17 protein-coding genes are annotated in these 21,271 nt (G+C 60.7%); 10 read left to right on the top strand and 7 right to left on the bottom strand.

Annotated features, from left to right (window positions below; all coding sequences use genetic code 11):
* Positions 1-14: 14 nt before the first annotated feature.
* The 4 genes from tfpB to msbA all read left to right on the top strand — a co-directional run bounded on the left by tfpB (position 15) and on the right by msbA (position 7,971).
* Positions 15-1,793 carry a type IV pilus assembly ATPase TfpB gene (gene tfpB, locus EDC38_RS09945; RefSeq protein WP_123638380.1) on the top strand — a complete coding sequence of 593 codons (1,779 nt, stop codon included), beginning with the start codon at positions 15-17 and terminating at the stop codon, positions 1,791-1,793.
* Positions 1,794-2,096: 303 nt separating this feature from the next.
* Complete coding sequence (gene glnE / locus EDC38_RS09940) at positions 2,097-5,051, top strand: bifunctional [glutamate--ammonia ligase]-adenylyl-L-tyrosine phosphorylase/[glutamate--ammonia-ligase] adenylyltransferase (RefSeq protein WP_123638379.1); 2,955 nt, start codon at positions 2,097-2,099, stop codon at positions 5,049-5,051.
* Positions 5,052-5,107: 56 nt separating this feature from the next.
* Positions 5,108-6,037, top strand: a complete 930-nt coding sequence (locus EDC38_RS09935) for a branched-chain amino acid transaminase (protein ID WP_024461362.1) — start codon at positions 5,108-5,110, stop codon at positions 6,035-6,037.
* A gap of 59 nt (positions 6,038-6,096) precedes the next feature.
* Entirely contained in the window at positions 6,097-7,971 is a 1,875-nt protein-coding gene (gene msbA, locus EDC38_RS09930) for a lipid A export permease/ATP-binding protein MsbA (protein WP_123638378.1), read from the top strand.
* Between the two features lie 196 nt (positions 7,972-8,167).
* Here the strand turns inward: msbA and EDC38_RS09925 are convergent, their stop codons facing one another.
* The 6 genes from EDC38_RS09925 to EDC38_RS09900 all read right to left on the bottom strand — a co-directional run bounded on the left by EDC38_RS09925 (position 8,168) and on the right by EDC38_RS09900 (position 14,437).
* On the bottom strand, positions 8,168-8,704 hold the full coding sequence (locus EDC38_RS09925) for a DUF4136 domain-containing protein (RefSeq protein WP_123638377.1): 537 nt from the start codon (positions 8,702-8,704) through the stop codon (positions 8,168-8,170).
* Between the two features lie 320 nt (positions 8,705-9,024).
* Positions 9,025-9,396 carry a gamma-butyrobetaine hydroxylase family protein gene (locus EDC38_RS09920; RefSeq protein ID WP_123638376.1) on the bottom strand — a complete coding sequence of 124 codons (372 nt, stop codon included), beginning with the start codon at positions 9,394-9,396 and terminating at the stop codon, positions 9,025-9,027.
* Between the two features lie 174 nt (positions 9,397-9,570).
* Positions 9,571-10,890, bottom strand: a complete 1,320-nt coding sequence (gene hslU / locus EDC38_RS09915; RefSeq protein ID WP_123638375.1) for an ATP-dependent protease ATPase subunit HslU — start codon at positions 10,888-10,890, stop codon at positions 9,571-9,573.
* A 33-nt stretch (positions 10,891-10,923) separates the two neighbouring features.
* The gene (gene hslV / locus EDC38_RS09910) at positions 10,924-11,463 is read right to left on the bottom strand and encodes an ATP-dependent protease subunit HslV (RefSeq protein WP_123638374.1); all 540 of its coding nucleotides are present in this window, start codon (positions 11,461-11,463) and stop codon (positions 10,924-10,926) included.
* Positions 11,464-11,561: 98 nt separating this feature from the next.
* Complete coding sequence (locus EDC38_RS09905) at positions 11,562-12,143, bottom strand: SPOR domain-containing protein (RefSeq protein WP_123638373.1); 582 nt, start codon at positions 12,141-12,143, stop codon at positions 11,562-11,564.
* An 86-nt stretch (positions 12,144-12,229) separates the two neighbouring features.
* Positions 12,230-14,437, bottom strand: coding sequence for a primosomal protein N' (locus EDC38_RS09900; RefSeq protein ID WP_123638372.1), 2,208 nt, complete (start codon positions 14,435-14,437; stop codon positions 12,230-12,232).
* A 245-nt stretch (positions 14,438-14,682) separates the two neighbouring features.
* Between EDC38_RS09900 and rpmE the strand changes: the two genes are divergently transcribed.
* Entirely contained in the window at positions 14,683-14,898 is a 216-nt protein-coding gene (gene rpmE / locus EDC38_RS09895; RefSeq protein ID WP_123638371.1) for a 50S ribosomal protein L31, read from the top strand.
* 148 nt (positions 14,899-15,046) lie between these two features.
* Positions 15,047-15,814, top strand: coding sequence for a thermonuclease family protein (locus tag EDC38_RS09890; protein WP_170162887.1), 768 nt, complete (start codon positions 15,047-15,049; stop codon positions 15,812-15,814).
* On the opposite strand, the gene EDC38_RS09885 is transcribed toward EDC38_RS09890, so the two are convergent.
* Positions 15,811-18,321: a penicillin-binding protein 1A gene (locus EDC38_RS09885; RefSeq protein ID WP_123638369.1), complete on the bottom strand. Its 2,511-nt coding sequence runs from the start codon at positions 18,319-18,321 to the stop codon at positions 15,811-15,813. The two genes, EDC38_RS09890 and EDC38_RS09885, sit on opposite strands and share 4 nt — an antisense overlap.
* 154 nt (positions 18,322-18,475) lie before the next feature.
* Here EDC38_RS09885 and EDC38_RS09880 point away from each other — a divergent pair, with 154 nt between their 5' ends.
* Genes EDC38_RS09880 through EDC38_RS09865 form a run of 4 tightly spaced genes read left to right on the top strand, consistent with a single transcriptional unit; the run spans position 18,476 to position 21,270 of the window.
* Entirely contained in the window at positions 18,476-19,543 is a 1,068-nt protein-coding gene (locus EDC38_RS09880) for a pilus assembly protein PilM (protein ID WP_024461351.1), read from the top strand.
* On the top strand, positions 19,543-20,118 hold the full coding sequence (locus tag EDC38_RS09875) for a PilN domain-containing protein (RefSeq protein WP_024461350.1): 576 nt from the start codon (positions 19,543-19,545) through the stop codon (positions 20,116-20,118). The genes EDC38_RS09880 and EDC38_RS09875 overlap by 1 nt, the downstream gene beginning before the upstream one ends.
* Positions 20,119-20,120: 2 nt before the next feature.
* Positions 20,121-20,744, top strand: coding sequence for a type IV pilus inner membrane component PilO (locus EDC38_RS09870; protein ID WP_123638368.1), 624 nt, complete (start codon positions 20,121-20,123; stop codon positions 20,742-20,744).
* On the top strand, positions 20,737-21,270 hold the full coding sequence (locus EDC38_RS09865) for a pilus assembly protein PilP (protein WP_123638367.1): 534 nt from the start codon (positions 20,737-20,739) through the stop codon (positions 21,268-21,270). Before EDC38_RS09870 ends, EDC38_RS09865 begins: the two co-directional genes overlap by 8 nt.
* Position 21,271 lies beyond the last annotated feature (1 nt).

The following is a 21,271-nucleotide window of genomic DNA, read 5'->3' as shown; positions in this document are numbered from 1 at the left end:
CGGGAATGCGCCTTATGGCCTCAGTTGCTACTGCACAGCATAGCCTCGATTTACGCCGCCTGGTGGATGATCTGGTCAAGGATGATCGCCTGGGGCAGGAAGACGCCAATCGCTTGCTGGGTGCCGTCCGGACCCGCGAGCAGGCAATGATGCACCCCCTGGCCTATATTGCCTCCCAGGGGCTGGAGGATCTGGCCCGCCCGGGCAAGGTACTCGATGGCGATACCCTGACTGCCTGGCTGGCGGATAAGGCCGAGCTGCCGGTCTATCACATCGATCCGCTCAAAATCGACGTGCCCAAGGTGACGGATGTAATGTCCTACGCCTTCGCCAAGCGCCATGGCATCCTCTGCGTGGAAGTGACCCAGGAAACTGTGGTAGTGGCTTGCACCCAGCCCTTTATCACCGGCTGGGAGCCCCAGCTGGAGCACGTGGCGCGGCGCAGCGTCAAACGGGTGTTCGCCAACCCGGCGGATATTGACCGGCATCTAGTGGAGTTCTACACCCTGGCCCGCTCGGTGAATCGGGCCAGCGGCGGCCCCGGCGCCAGCGGTGCGGGTAACTTCGAACAGTTGGTGGACCTGGGCAGCTTCAGCGAGGACCCGGAGGCCAACGACCAGCATGTGGTGAAAATCGTCGACTGGCTGCTGCAGTACGCCTACGACCAGCGCGCCAGTGACATTCATATCGAGCCGCGCCGGGAAGTGGGCCGGGTGCGGTTTCGCATCGACGGGGTGCTCCATCCGGTGTACGAATTGCCCGCTAATGTCGCCAACGCGGTCACCAGCCGGTTCAAGGTGCTGGCCCGGATGAACATCGCCGAGAAGCGCAAGCCCCAGGATGGTCGGATCAAGACCCGGCGCAGCGATGACAGCGAAGTGGAGCTGCGCTTGTCTACCTTGCCGACCGCCTTTGGCGAAAAGCTGGTACTGCGGATTTTCGACCCGGACGTGCTGCTGCGCAGCTTTGCCGACCTAGGCCTGGTGGGCGAAGATTACGAACGCTGGCGGGGCATGCTTGAGCGGCCCAACGGGATTGTTCTGGTGACTGGCCCCACGGGGTCGGGGAAAACCACCACGCTTTATTCCTCGCTGCGCCAGATTGCCACGGAGGAGGTGAATGTCAGCACCATCGAGGACCCGATCGAGATGGTGGAGGAGCATTTCAATCAGACCCAGGTGCATCACAAGATCGGGCTGGATTTCGCGGCGGGCATTCGCACCCTGATGCGTCAGGACCCGGACATCATCATGGTCGGGGAGATCCGCGATCTGGAGACGGCGCAGATGGCCGTGCAGGCGGCCTTGACGGGACATCTGGTGTTGTCCACGGTGCATACCAACGATGCGCCGGCGACGGTGGCGCGTCTTCTGGACCTGGGCATTCCGCCCTATCTGATCAATGCGACTCTCTTGGGAGTGATGGCGCAGCGTCTGGTACGCACGTTGTGCCCGCACTGTAAGGAGGAGGGGGAGATCAGTTCGGAGGACTGGCAGCAGTTGGTGACGCCCTGGAAGGTGTCGGTGCCGCAGCGGATTTATCGGCCGGTGGGTTGTCTTGAGTGTCGCAATACGGGGTATCTGGGGCGTCAGGGGTTGTATGAGATTCTGCTGTTGTCGGAGTCGGTGAAGGATCGGATCGGGACTGAGACGAGTCTGGGGGAGTTGCGCAAGCAGGCGATGCGCGAGGGGATGCGCACGCTTCGCTTATCCGGCGCCCAGAAGGTCGCCGCCGGCCTGACCACCGTAGAAGAAGTCATGCGCGTCGCTCCACCTCCCGAAAAAGAACGCTGATGATTGTGGGTGGTTCTGTGGAGGTCCGGTCTGTTGGGGGGTATAGCCTTTGGAGACCCGCCGTAAACCCTTCCCTGGGGGCTTCTCGTCGGCTCCCTGCCTCCGAGAGTCTCCAAAGGCTATACCCCTCAACAGCCCTCAGTACCAAAGTTCGCGTAGGGCGGATAAGCAAAGCGCATCCGCCGTAACCCAAAGTGAATGATTGGCTAAGGCGGATCGGCCCGACGCCCCGGAATGCGAAGCGCATCCGCCGTAACCCAACTTTAAAGCCCCAACAGAACAAACAACGGAGCTCCCAAATTTATGTTCGACCCAAACCAGGTCCCCACCCAACTCCACGAAGCCACCCGCAAACGCTTCGATGACTTTTACGAGGTCATCGAGCAGAGGGAGCTGGATCGTCCGGAGTCACTCTTGCCCAAAGGGGTGTCGGAAGCGGCGTTCCGCGAACAGATGAACACTGCGTTCGCCGCCAGCGAATACATCGCGAAAACCGCTACGACCCGACCGGAGCTGTTGTTGGAGTTGGTGCGTTCCGGGGCGTTGTTTGCGCCGCTGGAGGACGACTCTTTTCCCGATCTGGTCGAGGCCGTGGCGGCCTGTGAGGATGATGGGGCGTTGGATAAGGTGCTGCGTCGGGAGCGTCACCGGGCCATGGTGCGCATCATCTGGCGGGACCTGAATCGTCTGGGTTCCATGCGGGAGATTACCGATGAGTTGTCCCGCTTCGCCGAGGCGGCTATTCAGAGCACGCTGGATTATCATTTTGAGCAGCTCAAACCCCGTTGGGGGGTGCCGACCGGTAAGCACAGCGGCAAGCCGCAGCCGTTGATTGTGCTTGGCATGGGCAAGTTGGGGGCCCGGGAGCTGAATGTGTCTTCGGACATCGATCTGATTTTCGCCTACCCGGAGGCGGGGGAGACCCAGGGTGGGTCGCGCTCGCTGGGCAATCAGGAGTTTTTCACCCGCCTGGGGCAGCGGTTGATCAAAAGCCTGGATGCGCCCACCGCGGAAGGTTTTGTGTTCCGGGTGGATATGCGCCTGCGCCCTTATGGTCAGAGCGGGGCGCTGGTGTCGAATTTCGATGCCATGGAGGAATACTACCAGAGCCAGGGCCGGGATTGGGAGCGCTATGCCATGATCAAGGCCCGTCCGGTGGCGGCCAGCGGTGAGGGGGCCAAGCCGGCGGCGGAGGAGTTGGTGGAGTTGCTGCGGCCGTTCACCTATCGCCAGTACATCGATTTCAGCGTGATTGAATCCCTGCGGGCCATGAAGGGACTGATCAGCCGCCAGGTGCAACGCCGGGGCATGAGCGAGGATGTGAAGCTCGGTGAGGGCGGTATTCGGGAAATCGAGTTTGTGGTCCAGGTGTTCCAACTGATTCGCGGTGGGCGGGACCCGCGCCTTCGTGAGCGACAGGTGTGTGAGCTGCTGCCCCTGCTGGAGGCGGAGGGCTATCTGCCCGAGGGCAGTGGTCAGGCTCTGCTGGATGCCTATGAGTTTCTGCGCAACACCGAGCATGCGATCCAGGGCTATCAGGATCGGCAGACCCAGGCTCTGCCGTCCGACCCCGATGGACAGTGCCGGATGGCCTGGGTGTTGGGCTTTGAGAACTGGGAGGCGTTTTCCGACACTCTTGCCGAGCACCGCGCGCGGGTCAATCGCGAGTTCCAGGAGGTGATCGCCGACCCGGATGCCGATCAGGGGCAGGAGCCCGAGAACCTGCAGGACTGGGTGTCACTCTGGGAGGGCAGCCTGGAGGGTGACGAAGCCGTGGACTGGCTGACCGGGCAGGGCTTTGATCAGCCCGAGCGGGTCTTGTCGGTGTTGGCGGACATCCGCTCGCACCGTCAGGTGGTGGCCATGCAGGCCAGCAGCCGGGATCGTCTGGATGCCTTTATGCCCCGCCTGCTCGCCATGCTCGGCGAGGGGGAGTCGGTGGGCGATACCCTGGCGCGGATTCAGCCGCTGGTGGTCTCGATCGTGCGCCGCAGTGCCTATCTGGTGTTGCTGGTGGAAAACCCCGTGGCGCTGGAGCAACTGGTCCGGCTCTGTGCGGCGAGCCCCTGGATCGCGGATGAGCTGGCCCGGTTCCCGGCGTTGCTGGATGAGCTGCTCACCCCGGAGAGCCTCTACGCGCCGCCGGGTAAAGACGAGCTGCGCGATGAACTGCGCCGTGAGCTGCTGCGCACCGCCTGGGATGACCTTGAGGGGCATATGGAAGCGCTGCGCTATTTCCGTTCCGCCCACGCGCTGCGGGTGGCGGCCAGCGAGGTGACCGGGGCCCTGCCGCTGATGAAGGTCAGTGACTACCTGACCGATCTGGCCGAAGTGATTCTGGAGCACGTTCTGGAGCTGGCCTGGGAGCAGTTGATTCCGCGCCACGGTCGCCCGAGCAATTCCCGGGGCGAACCGGAGCAACACCCCAACTTTGTGATCGTCGGCTATGGCAAGCTGGGCGGGATCGAGCTGGCCCATGGCTCGGACCTCGACCTGGTGTTTATTCACAACAGCGACCCGGAAGGCAAAACCGATGGCGAAAAGTCGGTGGACAACAACGTGTTCTACACCCGCCTGGGCCAGCGGATCATCCACATTCTGAATACCCGGATGCCCTCGGGCACCCTGTACGAGGTGGACATGCGCCTGCGCCCCAATGGCGATGCGGGCATGCTGGCCACTTCCTTACCGGCGTTTGAGAAGTATCAGCAACAGGAAGCCTGGACCTGGGAGCATCAGGCGCTGGTGCGGGCCCGCGTGGTGGCCGGCGATGCCGAGCTGGCCGAGGCCTTTGCGCAGGTCCGGCAACAGGTGCTGTGTCAGTCGCGGGACCTGGCGGCGCTGCGTGAGGAGGTGATCAAGATGCGCCAGAAAATGCGCGAGCACCTCGGAACCCGCCCCAAGCCGGGCGCTCAGGGCGATGATGAAAAGACGCCTTTTCATCTCAAGCAGGACGCTGGAGGTATCGTCGATATTGAATTTATGGTTCAATATACGGTTTTAGCCTGGGCCGAGAGTGAGCCTGGGCTCACCGAGTATACCGACAACATCCGCATACTCGGTGCGCTGGAACAATCCGGCCGGTTGGGCGCAGAAGCCGTCGCCCAGTTGATTGATGCCTACAAGGCCTATCGGTCCACCGGCCACCGCCTCGCGCTACAGCGCCAGGAGGCAGTCTTGGAGGATGGCGCGCCCTTTGCCGAGGAGCGGCGCCGAGTAACTGGCCTGTGGCGGCAACTGCTGGAATCCCATCAATGATCGGTCCTGCCGAGCGTCGACCACGGCCCCACGAATTTCATATTTAGGAGTTGGTTATGTCATTTGCCGATCGCGACGGCGTTATTTGGCTGGATGGCGAACTGGTGCCCTGGCGGGATGCCCGGGTTCACGTACTGACCCACACCCTGCACTATGGCATGGGCGTGTTCGAGGGCGTGCGCGCCTACGAAAGCAGCGACCGGGGCACCTGTATTTTTCGCCTGAAGGAGCACACCGACCGGCTGTTCCGTTCCGCCCATATCATGCGGATGGACCTGCCCTACAGCAAAGATGAGCTGAACGAAGCCCAGAAGCTGGTGGTGCGGGAAAACGGCCTGCATGAAAGCTACCTGCGTCCCATGGCGTTTCTCGGTTCCGAGGGCATGGGCCTGCGCGCCGATAACCTGAAGGTGCACGTGATGGTCGCCGCCTGGCACTGGCCGTCCTACATGTCCCCGGAAGCGCGGGACATGGGCATCAAGGTGCGCACTTCCAGCTACACTCGCCACCATGTGAACATCACCATGTGCAAGGCCAAGGCCAACGGCAACTACATCAACTCGATGTTGGCCCTGCGCGAGGCGCTGGACAGCGGCTGTGAAGAGGCCCTGCTGCTGGACAATGAAGGCTATGTGGCCGAGGGCAGCGGCGAGAATGTGTTCCTGGTGCGTGATGGCGTCCTTTACACGCCGGAGCTGACCTCCTGTCTGGACGGCATTACCCGCAACACCATTTTCCAGTTGGCGGCGGATTGCGGTTACGAAGTCCGGGAAAAGCGCATCACCCGGGATGAAGTCTACATTGCCGATGAAGCCTTCTTTACCGGTACCGCGGCCGAGGTTCTGCCCATTCGTGAGCTGGACGGTCGGGTGATTGGCGAGGGTCGTCGCGGCCCGATCACCACCCAGCTGCAGTCACTCTACTTCGATGCGGTCAAGGGCAAGTTGTCCGGCCACACCGAATGGCTGGCACCGGTGGCTGGCTGAACCGCTGATCCAAAACGCGCCCTCTCCGGAGGGCGCGCTTCAGGAGGACCCCCTGCATCATGAGCGATAAAGGCACGCCGCTCTCTCACGACCTTCATTCCCGAGACACGCTGCGGCAGACCGATACCGCTTCCCTCAAGGTATATCTTCGCTTACTGGCCTATATCAAACCCTACTGGGTGTTATTTGCCATCAGTGTCTTTGGTTTTGTGATCTACTCCGCCTCCCAGCCGGCCATGGCCCAGTTCATGGAATACCTGCTGGACTTTATTGGCGCCGAGAAAACCAGTGAGCCTGCCTACTTGGCGAACCCCTTTGCAGGTGGCCAGGCCTCAGCAGACGCTTCTGCCACCACGCTCGATGGGCGCGGTCCGGCCTATATGCCCTCGCTCATTATTGTGGGCATTGTTTTCTTTCGCAGTGTCGGGGCTTTTCTCGGGAATTATTTCATTTCGCAGTTGGCCTTTCGCATCGTGCACAAACTGCGGGTCAGTCTGTTTGATCATATGGCCCTGCTTCCCGGTCAGTACTTTGATCGGCACAGTTCCGGGCACCTGATGTCGGTGATCACCTATAACGTCAATGGGGTGACGACGGCGGCAACCGATGCCCTGAAAATACTGATTCGCGAAGGCGCTACCGTACTCGCGCTGATGAGCTTCCTGCTTTACAAAGACTGGAAGCTGACATTGCTATTGCTTCTGGTGGCGCCGTTGATTGCAGGCATTGTCGGGTATGTCGGTAAGCGCCTGCGTCGTTTGAGTGCCAAGGTGCAGCACAGTATGGGGGACATTACCCAGGTGTCTTCCGAGATGATCCATGGCTATCGGGTCATGCGCAGCTTTGGCGGCGAAGAGTATGAAAAGCGTCGCTTCAATCAGGCCAGCTGGCGCAACTATCTGCAAAACATGAAAATCGTGTTCACCTCTTCTCTCAATACCCCGATTATGCAAATGTTGGTCGCGCTCTCAATGGGGCTGATGCTCTATGTCGCCCTGACGGTGATGGAGATCAATGATCCGGGTGCTTTCATTGCCTATTTCACGGCCGCGGGCCTGGTGTTGAAACCGCTACGCCAACTGAGTGAAGTCGTTCCCACCATTCAGAAAGGCGTCGCGGCGGCGGACAGTATTTTTCAGTTGTTGGATGAACCGACGGAAAAAGATACCGGTGATCGCACGGTCAAGCGAGCCCAGGGCGAGGTGCGTTTTGAGGACGTCAGCTTCCGTTACGACAGCAGTGACGACTGGGTTTTACAACACATTGATCTGGATGTGAAACCGGGCGAAGTCATTGCCCTGGTGGGACGCTCCGGCAGCGGCAAATCCACCCTGGTGAGCCTGCTGACCCGTTTTTACGATCCGGGTGAAGGCCGCATTCTGCTGGACGGCCACCCGTTGGAAGACTACCGGTTGGATAACCTGCGCGAGCAGGTGGCGTTGGTCAATCAGAACGTGGTGCTGTTCAATGATTCGGTATCGGGCAACATCGCATACGGCGCGCTGGCGGCCACGGACCCGGAGAAAGTGCGCGAAGCGGCCAAAGCGGCTCATGCGCACGAGTTTATCGAGCAGTTACCCCAGGGCTACGACACTCTGATCGGTGAGAGCGGCGCACGTCTGTCCGGCGGGCAGCGTCAGCGTTTGGCCATCGCCCGCGCCATTCTCAAAGACGCCCCCATCCTGATTCTGGATGAGGCCACTTCGGCCCTGGATACGGAGTCAGAGCGTCATATTCAGGCGGCGTTGGAGCAGGTGATGAAAAACCGCACCACGTTCGTGGTAGCGCACCGCTTGTCCACCATCGAGCGAGCGGACCGGATCGTGGTGATGGGAGAAGGCCGAATTCTGGAAGTCGGCAGCCACACCGAACTCCTTGCCGCCGGCGGCCAGTACGCCCGCCTGCACTCCATGCAGTTCCGCGACGAGTTGTAATTCGCTATCGGTTCTGTGCTTCGTATTGGAATGCTCCGCCTGGGTAACCCCTTGTGAGACACGCCGTGAACCCATGCCATCTCGGCATTAGTGAATCCCTTCACGTCATGGGTTCACGGCGTGTCTTGAAAGGGCTTCCCCTCCCCGGCCCGGGCGTGACGCTTCACTGAAGTTGGCGCCGCATAAATGCCTGAGTTTATTCCGGCGGAAACTGCGCCAATAACCGACCAATGACTTTTCGTAACTGCTGCTCTCGCGCCAACTCAAAATCCCGCAAGGCAATCCCTTCCGCGCTACCACGCCAGACCAGCTCATTGCTCTCGGCATCCGTGATATCCACAATGATCACCCCCTCCTGCTTGCGGTCTTCCAGGCTCTTGCTACCCCCAAGTCCGATACTGCCGCTATTACCCACGGGCAACCCGATGGAAATGCCCACCGACTTGCCGCCACCTACCGCGGCGCGCGTAGTGCCGCTGACGCTGACATAAAGCTGGGGGTTGTCGGGATCAAGCCGGTAACCGCGTTGCACCATCGCCTGCTCGGTGATGCGCTGCAACCGACTGTGGGACACTCCGTCGATCTGCGACGTGCCACCGCGCCATTCATAGCGGCCCCAGCCGGGATCAAATTCGGTGTCTTCGTTATAGTCCTGTGAGACCTTGGGGCCGGCGCAGGCGGTGATGACGGCCAGCAAGATGAAAACGAAAGATAGTCTAGTCAAACGATTCATTGTTGAGTCCTGTTCTGGCTGCGTGTTGGTAGAAACTCCGACCGACAACGTGGCTTCATGGGTAGGTTCACACTCTTCCACCTACGTGCGCTAATGGCACTGAGGTGGCTGCAGGGTCTATCGTTCAGAGACTCTCGGAGACATGGATGTCGACGAGAAGCCTACAGGGATGTATTCACGGCGGGTCTCTGAACGATAGACCCTGCAGACGCCGGGCTACCCTTTAGTATCGTAGGTTGAACGAAGGATTGCCTTGTCACTTGTCTTCAAGGCCGTCGGTAAAGTGTCGGATTACGCTTCGCTAATCCGACCTACCGTTACTACATCAATTTTACAATCTGTGTGTCGGGATCCCGGGATTTACCCTGTTGGTGTAAATCGTCCAGGTATTTCTGCCAATGGGTTTCTTTATTGACACACAAATCGTGCAGATAATCCCAAGTGTAGATGCCAGAATCGTGGCCGTCGTCGAAAACGATGTGCAGGGCGTAGTTGCCGGCTGCTTCGATGTGGGCAATGGCGACCTGTTTTTTGCCGAACGGGAGTTGCCCGCCCTGACCGTGATGGCCGCGCACTTCGGCGCTCGGCGAGTGGACACGCAGGTACTCGGCGTCCAGGCGGTAGTTTTGGTCGCCGTAGGTGAGTTCCAGTTGGCGGGATTTCTTGTGGAGCAGGATTTTGTCGGGCGTCATGTAGATGGTCCTGTGGTTTAGGTGCCTCTAGCGCCGGGTCGATCCCCGGGGTGTTGTTGCAAGACACGCCGTGAACCCATCCCTGGGGGCTCGCCTCGCGGAGTCCCTCCGCTTACGGTCTTGCAACAACACCCCGGGGCTCGCCCCTGTTATGGAGCGACCTTGTTGACCCAACTACAGGATATACCGACTCAGGTCCTCATCCTTCGCCAGTTCACCCAACTGCTTCTGCACGTAATCGGCGTCGATTTCCACGCTGGTCTGCTGGCTGCCGGAGTCGAAGGAGACGTCTTCGAGGAGGCGTTCGAGCAGGGTGTGGAGGCGGCGGGCGCCGATGTTTTCGGTGCTTTCGTTGACTTCGAAGGCGGTCTCCGCAATGCGGCGGATGCCGTCGGGTTTGAAGACCACTTCGACGCTTTCGGTTTTGAGCAGCGCCTGGTGTTGTTCGGTCAGGGAGGCGCTGGGTTCGGTGAGGATGCGTTCGAAGTCATCCGGGGTCAGGGCGTTGAGTTCGACGCGGATGGGCAGTCGGCCCTGTAGCTCCGGAATCAGGTCCGAAGGCTTGCTCAGGTGGAAGGCGCCCGAGGAGATGAACAGGATGTGGTCGGTTTTGATCATCCCGTGTTTGGTGCTCACGGTGCAGCCTTCAATGAGCGGCAGCAGGTCGCGCTGGACGCCTTCGCGGGAGACGTCGGCGCCGCTGGTTTCGCCTTTTTTGGCGACTTTGTCGATTTCATCGATAAAGACGATGCCGTTCTGTTCGGCCGCTTTGATGGCGTCGGCTTTGACTTCTTCGTCGTTGATCAGGCGGGCGGCTTCTTCTTCCTGAAGCTGTTTGAAGGCCTGCTTGACGGTCATTTTGGTGGTCTTCTTCTTGTCTTTGGACAGGGAAGAAAACATGTTCTGCAGCTGGCTGGTCATGTCCTCCATACCGGGAGGGGCCATGATCTCCACGCCCATGGGGGTGCTGGCGACATCGATTTCGATTTCTTTCTCGTCCAGCTCACCCTCGCGCAGTTTTTTGCGGAAGATCTGGCGAGTGCCGGATTCGCCGGTGTTTTCGGTGTCGCCGCCACGGGCCGGGGGCAGCAGTACGTCCAGGATGCGCTCTTCGGCGGCTTCGGCGGCGCGGTGCTGGACGGTTTTCATGGCCTGTTCGCGGTGCATCTTGATGGAGATGTCCACCAGGTCGCGGATGATGGATTCCACGTCGCGGCCGACGTAGCCGACCTCGGTGAATTTGGTCGCCTCGACCTTGATGAAGGGCGCGTGGGCCAGCTTGGCCAGGCGGCGGGCGATTTCGGTTTTACCGACCCCGGTGGGGCCGATCATCAGGATGTTTTTGGGGGTGATTTCGGCGCGCAGGTTTTCATCCACCTGCATCCGGCGCCAGCGGTTGCGCAGGGCGATGGCCACGGCTCGCTTGGCTTCGTTCTGGCCGATGATGTGTTTGTCCAGTTCGTGGACAATTTCCCGGGGGGTCATGTTTGACATAACGGACTCGTCAGTTCGTCAGGCCAGCGAGGCTCAGTAGCCGAGGGTCTCGATGGTCTGGTTGTGATTGGTGTAGATGCAGATGTCGCCGGCGATGGTCAGTCCTTTTTCGACGATACTTTGGGCATCCAGTTCGGTGTTATCGAGCAGGGCGCGGGCGGCGGACTGGGCGAAGGCGCCACCGGAGCCAATGGCAATCAGGTCATCTTCCGGCTGAATGACATCGCCGTTACCGGTAATGATCAGGGACGCTTCGGCGTTGGCCACTGCCAGCAGGGCTTCCAGGCGGCGCAGGGCCCGGTCGGTGCGCCAGTCTTTGGCCAGTTCCACAGCGGCGCGGGTCAGTTGGCCGTTGTGGGCTTCAAGCTTGGCTTCAAAGCGCTCGAACAGGGTGAAGGCATCGGCGGTGCCGCCGGCGAAGCCCGCGATCACCTGATCTTTGTACAGGCGGCGAACCTTGCGGGCGTTGCCTTTCATGATGGTGTTGCCCAGCGACACCTGCCCGTCGCCGCCAATGGCGACCTGGCCGTTGCGGCGCACGGAGAGAATCGTGGTTCCTCGGTATTGTTCCACAAGCCATCCTTTATCAATGCAATAAGTATGAAGTCTGAATGGCAGAAGTGGGGGCTGGGCCCCGGGATTTCAAGCAAGCAAGGGAGGCGGACGGGCGGTTATTGTTTCTTCCGCTTGAGCACCAGCGCGTGGTAGTCGTTGGACACCAGGGTAGAGCGGGCGCTGGCCAGGCGGGACTGGTTGCTGAATGGTCCCACCAGCACCCGGTGCCAGGTCTCGTTGTTGTTCAGAGTTACCTGCTCGGTGTAGGCGTCCAGGTTCAGCAGCAGCAACTGGGCGCGCAGGCTGTCCGCTTCGGTGGCCTTGCGGAAGGAGCCCACCTGCAGGATGAATTCGTCCCGGTTGGCGGTGTCGTTTTGCTCGGCATTTGCCTGGCTCTCGCTGGGCTCGGTCGCCGGGACGATCACTTCGCTCTCTCGCAGCAGCTTGTAGAAATCGAAGCGCGGTTTGGGGTTGCTGGGCTCGGCCTGGGGCTCCACCGGCTGCGCGGTCTGGGTTTCTTGGGTCGCGGTGTCCGCCGGGTCGGTTTCCGGGACCTCGACATCGGTCAGGCGCATCAGAAACACGATAAAGCCCCCGAGCACCGCCCCGGTAAACAGCCACACCCAGCCGGGCACCTGGCTCTTGGGCCGGTTGCGACGGGGGGCAGGACGATTTTTCTTGGCGTAGTCTCGGGTCATGATCGCGTTGGTTTCCAGTGGTCACAGCGCGGCAATTGTACCCATCGCCGACCCGCCCGGCCAGTGGTCTTTGGGGCGGGCGAACACTAGCCCATATCCTGTGGGTCGACATCAATGGACCAGCGATTGCGCTTGGCCAGGGCGTGCTGCTCCATTTCCGGGGCCAACTGGCTCAACAGCTTTTGCAGTGCTCCCCGGTTGGCCGCATTGACTTGCAACTGGTAGCGGAACCGGTCACCGCGCTTTTCCAGCATGGCGGGCAAAGGCCCCAGATAGCCCAGCTCGTGACCGGGTGGGTGACGCTGCTCGGCCAGGGCTCGAACCTGTTTGAGGAAGGCGACCGCATTTTCCGGTCGCTTGGACTCGGCGCGGATCAGCGCCATGTGCCGGAACGGGGGCAGCCCTGTCAGGCGCCGTTCACTGAGAATCAGCTCGGCAAAGGCGTGATAGCCCCGCTCGAGCAGGGTGCGCACCAGAGGATGCTCGGCGTGGTGGGTCTGAATGATGACCTGCCCCGGTTTGTCCGCGCGCCCGGCCCGTCCGGCGACCTGAAGCAATAACTGGCCCATGCGCTCGGGGCCGCGAAAGTCGGTACTGAACAGACCGGCATCCGAGTCGAGAATGACCACCAGCGTCACGTCGGCAAAGTGATGGCCTTTGGCCAGCATCTGGGTGCCCACCAGAATGCAGGGGTCGCCCCGGTGAACTTCCTCAACCAGATCGCGGAATGCGTTTTTCTGGCGAGTGGAGTCCCGGTCGACCCGCAGCACCCGGGTGTCAGGGAAGTGTCGTTGCAGGGCTTCTTCACTGCGTTCGGTGCCCTGGCCGAGCGGCTGCAGGCGGGTGCTCTTGCAGGATGGGCAGGCCCGGGGCACCGCGCGCTGATGGTCGCAGTGGTGGCAGTGCAGATGGCGCGGAGTCTGGTGCAGGGTCAGGCGGGTGTCGCAGTGGCGGCACTCGGCCAGCCAGCCGCAGTCCGGGCATTCCAGTGTGGGGGCGTAGCCGCGTCGGTTGAGAAAGACCAGAACCTGGTTGCCCGCATCGAGGGTGGTGCGAATCCGCTCCAGGGTATCGCGGCTGAAGCCTTCATCCAGGGGCTGGCGGCGAATATCCTGAGTGAGCAACTCCGGTGCCCGGGCATTGCCGGCCCGGTGGGTCAGGCGCAGGTAATGGTAGCGGCCGGTGCGCGCGTTGTGCAGGCTTTCCAGCGACGGCGTGGCGCTGCCCAGAATCAGTGGAATGTTCAGGCGGTGGGCGCGGAGGGCGGCCAGGTCCCGGGCCGAGTAGCGAAAACCGTCCTGCTGCTTGAAGGAGCTGTCGTGCTCTTCGTCCACAATGAGGATGCCCAGATCAGCCATGGGGGTGAAAATGGCGGAGCGGGTGCCGATCACGATCCGGGCTCGACCGTCCCGGGCCTGCAGCCAGGCATCGAGCCGCTCGCGGTCATTCATGCCCGAATGCAGGGCCACCACGGGTTGGGCGAAGCGGCGCTGAAAGCGGGCCAGGGTCTGGGGGGTCAGGCCAATTTCCGGTACCAGTACCAGGGCCTGCCGACCTTGAGACAGGGTGCGGGCGATGGCCTGCAGGTAAATCTCGGTTTTGCCGCTGCCGGTGGTGCCGTCGAGCAGGCTGATGTGAAAGCCGTCCTCTGGAATCTGGGCCAGGGCGGCGGCCTGCTCATCGCTGAGCGTAAGCGGGGTATCCCTCAGAATATTGGGTTCCGGCGATGGTGTGAGCACTTGCTCACGGCTGAATACCAGTCCCTTGTCTTCCAGTGTCTTGACGTGGCTGCGGGCGATGCCCAATGCCGCCAGGTCCGCCCGGTTCAATGCCCCCCGTTGTTGCAGGGCGGCGAGCAGTTCCGCCTGGCGAGGGGCCCGCTTCAGGGCGCCCTCGGGGAGGCCTTTGCCTTCGGTGGTCAGTTGCCAGTAGGGCTCGCCTTTCTCCCGGTCGGGCTCGCCCTGGCGCAGCAGCACCGGTAGGGCCGTGTGCAGGGCGTCGCCAATGGGGTGCTGATAGTAATCGGCCGCCCAGAGGCACAGGCGCCACAGATCGTCCGGCAACAGTGGCTTGGTGTCGAGCAGGGCCTCGGCCGGGCGCAAGTTCTGCAGCGGGAGTGATGACTCACTTTTTACCCGGAGAATGAGCCCGATCAGACGCTGGTTGCCGAAGGGCACCCGTACCCGTTGCCCCGGCTTCAGCAGGGTGGTGTCTACCCCTTCTGGCGGCAGGTAATCAAACCGGCGGCGCAGCGGTGTGGGCAGGGCGATTTCCAGAACAGTAGGGGCGGCCATGTACTCCCGTCGCGTGGTTGAATTCAAAAGGCGCCCAGAATAACCGATTGACGGCCCCTTTGGCAGCGCTCGTGCCTGTACGAAAAATGCTCTAAAGTCCTTGCGTTGCCGGGTGTTTCTGGTAGTATGCCCAGCTCTCAAAACCAGCCGTATCCATTAACCGTTGTGCGGTGCTCGGCAAAATCCTGCGTTCCAGATGGGCTCAGGTCGACTGAGTGGCGGCACAAAGATGAAAGGCATTCACCATGAAAGCTGATTTACACCCCAAATACGAAGACGTAACTGCGACCTGCAGCTGCGGCAATACCATCAAGACTCGCTCTACTCTGGGTAAAGATTTCCTGGTTGACGTTTGTTCAGAATGTCACCCCTTCTACACCGGTAAGCAGAAAGTGGTAGACACCGGCGGCCGTATCGATCGCTTCAAGAAGCGTTTCGGCAGCCGCATCGCCGCCAAATAAGGCGATTGGCATGGCCCTTGGGCCCTTGCTGATAAGCGACATGAAAACGCCGGGGGCGAGAGCCCTCGGCGTTTTTTTATGGAGAGCCTTCAGCGTATTTTCCTGCAGAGCCTTCAGCGTATTCTCATATAAAACCCGCGGCGTTTTTTTGGGTGCCCTACTGGCCCTGAGCGCGTTTCCCGGCGCTGCCTGCCCCTTGCCGGAGGGGCTTGAGCACGAGTCGGTACAGGTGGCTGGGGTTCATGACGGCGACAGCGTACGCCTGGCCGATGGGCGCCGGGTGCGCCTGATTGGCATCAACGCGCCGGAGTTGGCGCGCGAGGGGCGGCCCGCAGAGCCGCTGGCAAAAGCAGCGCGCGAGGAATTAAAAAAACAGCTTGTTGAGAGTGAGGTTCTGCTGGTCCAGGATCAGGAGCGGCACGACCACTACGGCCGCACCCTGGGACACCTGTTCACCCTGGAGGGAAAGAGCCTGGAAGCCGCCCTGTTGCGTCAGGGGCTGGGTTTTCATATCGCGATACCGCCGAACATGACCTTGGCCTCCTGCCTGTCTGAGGCGGAAGGTGAGGCGCGGGCGGCGTCCCGTGGGGTGTGGGCCGAGAACCAATGGCCGGCCCTTGAGGCGAGCGGCCTGACCTTGCAGGACACCGGTTTTCAGCGAATCCGTGGAACGATCACGGATGTCAGCCGAGGCGGTGGCTCGGTCTGGCTGGAGCTTGACGGGCCCCTCGTACTGAAGGTGCCCGATTCCGTGTGGTCGTCCAGTCCGGTTCTGGCGCCCGGTCAGAGGATCGAAGTTCGGGGCTGGGTGACCAGTCGCGCCGGAAGCCGTGCGGTTCGCCGCGGGTTCAAACCGCTGGTCCTGTCCGTACCGTCCGGCTTCGCCATCGAGCGACCGGCTGCGGGCCGCCCCTAAAACAGCTCCTCCGGCAGTCGTTCGCTGTCACTGCTGCCATTGCCGTTGCCATTATCGTTGTACGGCGGTACCTCTTCGGCACGGAAAATCTCAAAGATCGCATCCGGGTCCCCGGGCTGAGCCCGCTGGCCATTCTCTGGGTCAATGCGCACGGTCACGATGCCTTCGGGTTGCGGTGCCGGGCGGTCCGGCTTACCGGCAAGTGCGCTCCGCATGTAATCAATCCAGATCGGCAGTGCGGCCGTGCCGCCGTACTCGCCTCGACCCAGCGGCGTGTTCTGGTCGAAGCCCAGCCAGGCGACGGTGACCAGGTCGGGGTTGTAACCGGCGAACCAGGCATCACGTGGGCCGTTGGTGGTACCGGTTTTGCCGGCGAGGTCCGCCCGGTCCAGCACTCTGGCTCGACGGCCGGTACCTCGGGCCACGACGTCGCGCAGCATCGAGTCTATGATGAACGCGGTGCGCTCACCCAGCACTCGTGGGGCGATGGGGAGCGGCTCCAGGGTCGCTTCGTCTTCATCCAGCAGCGCCAGTTGGGCGGGTTGCTCTGGCGCCAGGCGTTCGTCCGGGCCGGTCTCGGCCGCGCGTTCGGGCTCGCTGGCGTAGATGTCGGCGATCAGGCTGACCGGCTCTTCCTCTTCTTCCTGCTCGCGCTCACAGTCTTCGCAGACGGTGGCGGGGCGAGCGACATGCAGCGCTTCACCGTGATCATCGTCAATGCGTTCAACCAGATAGGGTGCAATGCGGAAGCCGCCGTTGGCGAAGATGGCGTAACCGCGCGCCATATCCATGGGGGTCAGGGCGTGACTCCCCAGTGCCAGGGACAGGTTGCGCGGCAAGGCCTCGCGGTCAAAGCCAAACTTCTCGAGCGTGTCGAGGAGCGCCGGCAGGCCGATGCTGCGCAGCACCCGGATCGAGACCAGGTTGCGGGAGCGGTACAGCGCTTCCCTCAACCGGGTCGGCCCGAGGAAGGTGCCGCCGTCGTTCTCCGGACGCCAGGCGCCTTCCAGGCTGGCGTCTTCGATGACAATGGGGGAATCGTTGACGATGGTCGCCGGGGTAAAGCCATTCTCCAGCGCGGCGGTATAAACAAATGGCTTGAAGCTGGACCCGGGTTGGCGGGCCGCCTGCAGGGCGCGATTGAAATTGCTCTGGCGGAAGTCAAACCCACCTACTAGCGAGCGCACAGCACCATCGCGCGGGTCGAGGCTGACCAGCGCGGCCTGGGCCTGGGGGAGCTGGCGCAAATGCCACACGCCGCCAATCTGGCGCAGGCGGATCAGGTCGCCGACCGCCAGGACATCGCTTGCGCTCTCGGGTAGCGGGCCGCGGGCGTTTTCGTTGAGATAGCGGCGCGCGGTCGACAGGCTCTGATCCCACCCCAGCTCAATGGTATCTCCATTGGCCAGCAGAATCTCGGCCGAGCGCTCTTCCAGCGAAAGCACAAGGCCGGGAAGTAGGCCGCCGTAGACCGGGGTGTCCGAAAGCAGTTCCTGCCAGCTGGACAGGTCTTCCGGGCGCTCACCGAGCTGTTGCTCGGGACCGCGATAGCCGTGACGCCAATCGTAGGTCAGCAGCCCGTCAACCACTGCCTGCTGGGCCGCCGCCTGATAGTCACTGTGGATCGTGGTGTAGACTTTGTAACCAGCGTTGTAGGCGTTCTCGCCAAACCGGTCAACGGCCTCGCGGCGGGCCAGCTCGGCGACATAGGGCGCATAGAGCTCCAGAGTGGCACCGTGATAGCGGGCATCGTCTGGCGTGTTCATGGCGACTTCATAGGTGGCCTGATCAATGTGCCCCAGCTCCAGCATGCGGCCGAGAATCCAGTTGCGCCGAATCATGGCTCGCTCGAGGTTGGCCAGGGGGTTGTAGGCCGAGGGGGCTTTGAGAACGCCCACTATCATGGCCCACTGATGAAGCTCCAGCTCGTCAATGTCCTCGCCGTAGTAAATCTGGGCCGCTGCCTGAATACCGTAGGCGCGATTGCCGAAGAACATTTTATTGCTGAACAGCTCAAGAATTTCCTGTTTTGTGAGCTCGTTCTCAATCTGAAGAGCCAGCAGGATCTCATTGAATTTACGGGAAAAAACCTGCTCCCGACTCAGGAAAAAATCCCTGGCCAACTGCATCGTGAGGGTGCTTCCCCCCGATTGAATCTCACCTGTTTTCAATAATTGTGACGCGGCTCGCAAAAGTCCGCGAATAGATACGCCCGGATGGTCGTAAAATTCCGCATCTTCGGCGGATAATAACGCTTTAATGTAAAGGTCAGGCAGCTCTTCGAACGAAACCGGTGTGCGACGCTGTTCACCAAACTCGCCAATCAGCTTGCCGTCGCTTGAATAAACCCTCAGAGGGGTCTGTAATTGAACTTGCCTGAGGCTCTCCACTGGGGGCAGTTTGGGGCTCAGATAGAGGTACAACCCCGCCAAAACGGTGAGGGAGGCGCCAGTTCCGGCGATAAACAACCAGAAAAGCAGGTTCAGATAAGACTTTTTGATAGGCATTTTTTCTATGAGAATTAATAAGTTAGCGAAAATGGCGGCAAGTCGCCGCATTATACGGGCTTTTTGCCTGTTTACATATGCGCGGTCTTGTTGCAGGCTTAACTTAAAGTCCTATAACATAAACTTCCTCTAAGTTACGGATATAGATAGAAAAATGGGCATTCTAAGCTTCCTGGAAAAAAGGGCGAAGCCGGTCTTGGGGTTGGACATCAGTTCAACGTCGGTCAAGCTTCTGGAGCTCAGCCGACACGGTGATCGCTACCGGGTGGAGACCTATGCCGTACGCCCGCTGCCCCCTGGGGCGGTGGTCGAGAAAAACATCAACGACCCCGAAGCGGTCGCCGATGTGGTCCGAACGGTGGTCAAGCAATCCAAAACCAAGCTCAAGCACGCGGCCGTTGCGGTTGCCGGCTCTGCCGTGATCACCAAAATGATCGACATGCCGGCAGGGCTCAGCGACGACGCCATGGAGACTCAGATCTCTATAGAGGCCGATCAATACATTCCGTTCCCTCTGGAAGAAGTGGCCATCGATTTCGAGGTGCAGGGCGAATCGCCCCGTAACCCCGAGCAGGTGGAAGTCCTGCTGGCGGCCTGTCGGCGGGAGAATATCGATCTGCGGGTCAACGTTCTGCAGTTGGCCGATCTTCAGGAAGAAGTGGTCGATGTGGAAGCCTACTCAATGGAGCGGTCCTACGGCTTGGTTGCAGAGCAGCTAGAAGACCAGGACGGCCAGGTAGTCGCGGTGATCGACATCGGGGCGACCATGACCACGCTGAGCGTTCTGGTGGATGGCCGGACGGTTTATACCCGAGAGCAGTTGTTCGGTGGCAAGCAACTGACCGAGGAAATCCAGCGGCGCTATGGACTGTCAATGGAAGAAGCCGGGCTGGCCAAGAAGCAGGGCGGTCTGCCGGATGATTACGAGTCAGAAGTGCTCGGCCCCTTCAAAGAGGCGGTGGTCCAGCAGGTGACCCGCTCGTTGCAGTTTTTCTTTTCCGCCAGCCAGTACAACGATGTGGACTACATCGTGCTCGCCGGTGGTGTCGCGTCCATGGAGGGGCTGGTCGGGCTGATTGAAGAGAAGCTCGGCACCCAGACCCTGGTGGCCAACCCCTTTGCCAATATGTCGGTGTCCTCGAAAGTGAATGCGGTCGCGTTGGCCAATGACGCCCCCTCGATGATGATCGCGGCCGGTCTGGCGCTGAGGAGTTTCGACTGATGGCAAGAATCAACTTATTGCCCTGGCGGGAAGCCTACCGCCAGGAGAAGAAAAAAGAGTTTATCGGCATCCTGGTGGGTGTGCTGATTCTCGCGGGCCTGGTGGCCTACTTGTGGGTATCGAGCATCCAGTCCTCAATTTCTGATCAGGAAGCCCGCAACCGACTGCTCAAGACCGAAATTTCGGCTCTGGAAGCGGCGGTGGCCGAGATCCGGGAGCTGCGCGAGAAACGCGAAGAGTTGCTGGCCCGCATGCGGGTGATTCAGGACCTGGAGGGCAAGCGGCCGGTAATCGTGCGCTATTTCGATGAGATGGTGCGTGCCGTACCTGACGGGGTCTATCTGAACCGGCTGGAGCGCCAAGGCGAAGTGATTCTGCTCGAAGGCATCGCGGAGTCCAATAATCGGGTCTCCAGTTTTATGCGCAATCTTGATGAGTCCGACTGGTTCGCGGCGCCCAATTTGAGCTCGGTGACCGCCGCACCGGAGCAGGGTGAACAGGCAAATGCCTTCAGAATGTCGGTACGCACCTCTGCGCCGGCAGATCAGGCCGGTGTTGATGAGGGAGGAAACTGATCATGGCATTTTCCGATACCCTGGAGCAGTTGAAAAACTTTGATGTCAACGACATCGACTTTGAACGCATTGGTGTCTGGCCTCTGCCGGGCAAGATATTCGTCTGTGTGCTGTTGGTGGTCGTGGTCTTTGCGCTGACCTATTACCTGAAAGTCAAAGATCTGAATACCCAGCTTGATCGCGTGGTGGCTGAAGAGACCAATCTGCGCCAGACCTTCGAGACCAAGAGTTTCCAGGCCGCCAACCTGGAAGAGTACCGGGCGCAGATGGTTGAAATGGAAAAGTCGTTCGGCGCACTGCTCTCCCGTTTGCCCAGTGATACCGAGGTGCCGGGTCTGTTGGAAGACATTGATGCCCGGGGGTCTGAAAGCGGACTGGACATCAACAGTATCCGCCTGGAGTCCGAGCAGCAGTCCGAGTACTACGTGGAACTGCCCATCAGCATTGATGTTGAAGGCGGCTATCACGATCTGGGTACGTTCGTCAGTGGTGTTGCCGGCATGCCGCGTATCGTGACGCTGCACAACTTCACGATTGCCCGCCAACAAGACAGCGGAACGCTGACCATGCAGATCGGGGCGAAGACCTATCGCTATAAGTCACAGGATGAATCTAGTGATGAATAGAATTATAACGTTTACCAGTTTAGCCATCTGTCTGGCCGCGCTGACCGCCTGTGGTAGTTCGTCCGATCACCGCGACCTGCAGCAGTATATCCAGCAGACCAAGGCCCGTCCGGCGGGGCAGATCGAGCCCCTGCCGGCGTTCCAGCCATACCGGCCGTTTAGCTACAGCGCCATGACCCTGCGCAGCCCGTTTGATCCGCCGGCCCGGGAAGAGGAGCGGCGGGTGCAGCTAAGTGGTAAACAGGTTCAGCCGGATCTGAATCGGGAAAAAGAGTATCTGGAAAGCTTTAACGTGGCCAACCTGACCATGGTCGGCACCTTGACCAAAAACGGTCAGCTTTGGGCGTTGATCAACGACGGCCAAGGCGGTGTTCACGCGGTCACGGAGGGTAATTACCTGGGTAAAAATCATGGACGCATCGTGTCCGCATCGCGGTCACAGCTTGAACTTTTGGAAATCGTCGCCGATGGCGCCAACGGCTGGGTCGAGCGTCCCAGAATTATTGAATTACAAGAAAAGGAATAGG

This window comes from Marinimicrobium koreense (genome assembly GCF_003762925.1).
GTDB lineage: Bacteria > Pseudomonadota > Gammaproteobacteria > Pseudomonadales > Cellvibrionaceae > Marinimicrobium > Marinimicrobium koreense.
This window is presented reverse-complemented; position numbering and strand designations above follow the sequence as displayed.